The following is a 3133-nucleotide window of genomic DNA, read 5'->3' on the forward strand; positions in this document are numbered from 1 at the left end:
AAATTGTGGCGCAAATGCTCTACCCCTACAATTTTTTGTGTAATGAGGCGTTGCATTTGGCTTTGCTGTCGGCGATGGAGTTGGGGCGCGAATTGCAAAAAAACTATGAGGTGCAGCCCATCTGGACGATGCCCGACCAATCGGGGGAATGGAACCGTCAAACGGAACCGACGATTTTAGAATTAATCCATCAAACCCGTGAGGAGTTATTGCTGATTAGCTTTGCGGTTTATGATATTCCTGAAATCGTGGCGGCGATCGCCTATTTACATTGTTGCTGTATGGCTCGGTGGCGAGGGGTGAGGCGAGTGAGGATTCTGATATTGATATTTTGGTGGTGCTGCGCGATCTCGTTTTACCGATGTCAGAAATTCGGCGGATGGCAGATATTAAGTTAGATTTTTTGCTGGAGTTTGGCGAACTGCTTTCAATTATGCCTATGTCTTTGGATGAGTTTAATGACAATTCTGCTTCGTTGTCCGTTTACGGCGGTGAGGATGTCAATCAGCCAACTATAATTAATAAGCGACGGGAAAAAATCTGGTCTATTTTACGCTCTATGAGGTATTCTAATCGGTGTCCTTCAAAATTAGATTGATTGCTCGAATACTTTAGCCATGAAAAAACTTCTTTCTCTCGCCACCCTAACTGTGCTCTTTTCTGTTTCTTTTGGGTTAACCTGGATGAAGCCGGGAAGCGCCAACGACGATGCCAAAATTGAGGCTCGTATTGCTGCTTGGGGTCGCAATTGCAAAAATTCCGTTGTTTCCCATATGGGAAGCGACGTTTCGATGTCCGATATTAATGTGACTCTCGGCGCAACACTTCAGTCTTCTATTGATGCGGGAGAAACAACACTCCAAGATATCAACCGAGGTGGATTAAGCTACAATTGGTCTGTGCCGAAGAAAAAAGTCTCTGGTTACTGTAATACTGACGGGAAAGGCAATGTTACAGAGTTTAAATTAGACTAAACGAACCAAGAGATTTCGTAGGGTGCGTTCCCCACTGCAACTCCGACTATGCAACTAATCGACGAGGGGGAACGCACCTTACTGATTGATTGATCTAATTGTTTATAAACTCTATGGATTAAGCGAGGAAGAAATTAAAATTATTGAAGGGAGAGAGTAAAAAAAGAATAGAAATCTCCAAAAATCTGTAATAAGGACTAGAAGGAAAGGGGTTAATTTTCGGTGATTGCTATCAGATTACAACATCTGCTCGAAAACTTGACAGACGCGGGGTTGAAAGCGCTGACGGTGTTTTATTTTTAAAAAAGGGCGCATAAATTCGAGATAGCGGGGGTATAAACCAGAAGTATCGATGACTCGAATCGATCGCAATGTGCCTAATTCTAATTCCTTTTGAACCATCAATTCGGAAATGCCGGCAGCTGCCAAACTATTCTCGATGATTGCCTTGACCATTTCTCCCGTATTTAACAGCAAAGTCACCTTTAATGTCCGTAAATCGATGCCCCAATTCTGTAACGCTTCCTCGAATCTTTGTTGAGTTCCCGAACCCGATTCTCGCATTACCCAAGGGGTTTCGACTAATTCTGGTAATTCGATCGCTTCTCTTTTATACCAAGGATGAGAACGTCCGACAATAATTAATAGGCGATCGCTGCCGACGATCTCCTGTTCTAAACAATGTGTTAAATCACTCTTGACTTCTCCCTCGATTAATGCTAGGTCAAAACGTCCGTTAGCCGTACCCAGACAGATTTCTTCCGTATTAGCTAGGGTGCAATTGATCTTAATTGCCGGATAGCGCTCCTGAAAATCGCTAATTTTTGCTGGGAGCCAATAGTTACCAATAGTCAAACTCGATCCTAATTGCAGTTCTCCCCGTTGCAAGTCGTTGAATTCCGCCAATCCCCTTTCTGTCAAAGCCACCTGGGTGAGAATGCGTTGCGCTTCTAATTGCAATAAACGTCCTGTTTCCGTGATCTCGATGTGACGACCGACGCGATGGAATAATTTCACCCCGTATTCACTTTCTAGGGAGGCAATGGCGGCACTGACGGCCGGTTGGGTGATATATAAAGCTTCTGCTGCTTTGGTGAAGTGGAGATGTTCAGCAGTCGCTAGAAAGATTTCTAGTTGATCTAGGGTCATTCTGGCCATGGCAATGGGTTTTTTGTCTCTATTGGTCTTTCCATCATTTTAATTTATTAAATCAACAAGAAAGAATATTTGATTTTATTAATGGCTCTTTCTAGAGTAGAAGTAGGGCGATCGAGACCAGAAGAGCCGATTAAGAAAAAAATCCTATGACTACCATGATTACTGCCATATCCACAGCAATAGCGGCGTTTATTGCCACTAATCTCGATGACATCCTGATTTTGACGATTCTTTTTACCCAAGTCAACAAACTTTTTCGCCGTCGTCATATCGTTATCGGTCAGTATTTAGGCTTTATACTGCTGATTTTGGCTAGTTTAACCGGCTTTTTCGGGAGTTTCTTGATTCCGGCTCAGTGGATTCGTTTTCTCGGCCTGTTGCCGGTGGTTTTCGGAATTCGGAGTCTCTGGCAGCGAGAAGAAACCGAGACGGATAATCATCTGGAGGTGGCTGTAGAATCAGCACCGTCTTCTCCTTTGGCGGCCTGGTTTTCCCCTCAAACCTGCGCTGTGGCGGCAATTACCATCGCCAATGGCAGTGATAATATCGGCATTTATCTGCCTCTGTTCGCTAGTAATGCCTGGCCAAATTTAGTCACTATCGTCAGCGTTTTTCTGATCTTGGTGGGTGTTTGGTGTTTTACTGCTCATCAGTTGACTAAATTACCGGCGATCGCTAATTTAATTAGCAGTCACGGTAGCCACTTTGTCCCCTGTGTGCTGATCGGTTTGGGTGTATTTATAATCAAGGAAAGTCTTCCCCTCGCTTTCTTGGCCTTATCCTTAAGCTATGGATGGGCGCTTCTCCAGCAGCAACCCAAATCTATTTAGGGTTTGCGGCAAAAAGTTTGTTGGTGGGGGTTGGGGTGTGGGGTTTTACCCATTTTCAGGTGGTCAATTACCTAATTTTCAGGGAAAAAGTCCCTGAATTTTCCCCCCAATCACTCCAAGGGTCGGCACTTTTTGAGGGAAAAAAAGTCTAAAAACCTTGTTGGATAAGGT

General features: G+C 44.0%; 6 protein-coding genes. 5 read left to right on the forward strand and 1 reads right to left on the reverse strand.

From position 1 onward, the window contains the following. The 3 genes from IM479_RS18025 to IM479_RS18035 all read left to right on the forward strand — a co-directional run. Nucleotides 1-398, forward strand: a 398-nt coding sequence (locus tag IM479_RS18025) for a phospholipase D-like domain-containing protein (RefSeq protein ID WP_287699525.1), incomplete at its 5' end; no start/stop codon positions are given. After that, entirely contained in the window at nt 290-598 is a 309-nt protein-coding gene (locus IM479_RS18030; protein ID WP_287687756.1) for a nucleotidyltransferase domain-containing protein, read from the forward strand. The genes IM479_RS18025 and IM479_RS18030, both read left to right, overlap by 109 nt. Nucleotides 599-617: 19 nt before the next feature. Continuing rightward, complete coding sequence (locus IM479_RS18035) at nt 618-974, forward strand: hypothetical protein (protein ID WP_286825112.1); 357 nt, start codon at nt 618-620, stop codon at nt 972-974. 237 nt (nt 975-1211) lie between these two features. Here the strand turns inward: IM479_RS18035 and IM479_RS18040 are convergent, their stop codons facing one another. After that, nucleotides 1212-2132 carry a LysR substrate-binding domain-containing protein gene (locus IM479_RS18040; protein ID WP_287077639.1) on the reverse strand — a complete coding sequence of 307 codons (921 nt, stop codon included), beginning with the start codon at nt 2130-2132 and terminating at the stop codon, nt 1212-1214. Nucleotides 2133-2278: 146 nt separating this feature from the next. Here IM479_RS18040 and IM479_RS18045 point away from each other — a divergent pair, with 146 nt between their 5' ends. Beyond that, entirely contained in the window at nt 2279-2962 is a 684-nt protein-coding gene (locus IM479_RS18045; protein WP_287687754.1) for a cadmium resistance transporter, read from the forward strand. Further along, entirely contained in the window at nt 2926-3114 is a 189-nt protein-coding gene (locus IM479_RS23105; RefSeq protein ID WP_502856682.1) for a hypothetical protein, read from the forward strand. Before IM479_RS18045 ends, IM479_RS23105 begins: the two co-directional genes overlap by 37 nt. Nucleotides 3115-3133: the final 19 nt, after the last annotated feature.

Source organism: Microcystis sp. M165S2 (assembly GCF_020245885.1).
Taxonomy (GTDB): domain Bacteria; phylum Cyanobacteriota; class Cyanobacteriia; order Cyanobacteriales; family Microcystaceae; genus Microcystis.

Coding starts and splice junctions, on each gene's coding strand:
- IM479_RS18035 (WP_286825112.1), top strand. CDS start 618: ATGAAAAAACTTCTTTCTCTCGCCACCCTAACTGTGCTCTTTTCTGTT.
- IM479_RS18040 (WP_287077639.1), bottom strand. CDS start 2,132: ATGGCCAGAATGACCCTAGATCAACTAGAAATCTTTCTAGCGACTGCT.
- IM479_RS18045 (WP_287687754.1), top strand. CDS start 2,279: ATGACTACCATGATTACTGCCATATCCACAGCAATAGCGGCGTTTATT.
- IM479_RS23105 (WP_502856682.1), top strand. CDS start 2,926: ATGGGCGCTTCTCCAGCAGCAACCCAAATCTATTTAGGGTTTGCGGCA.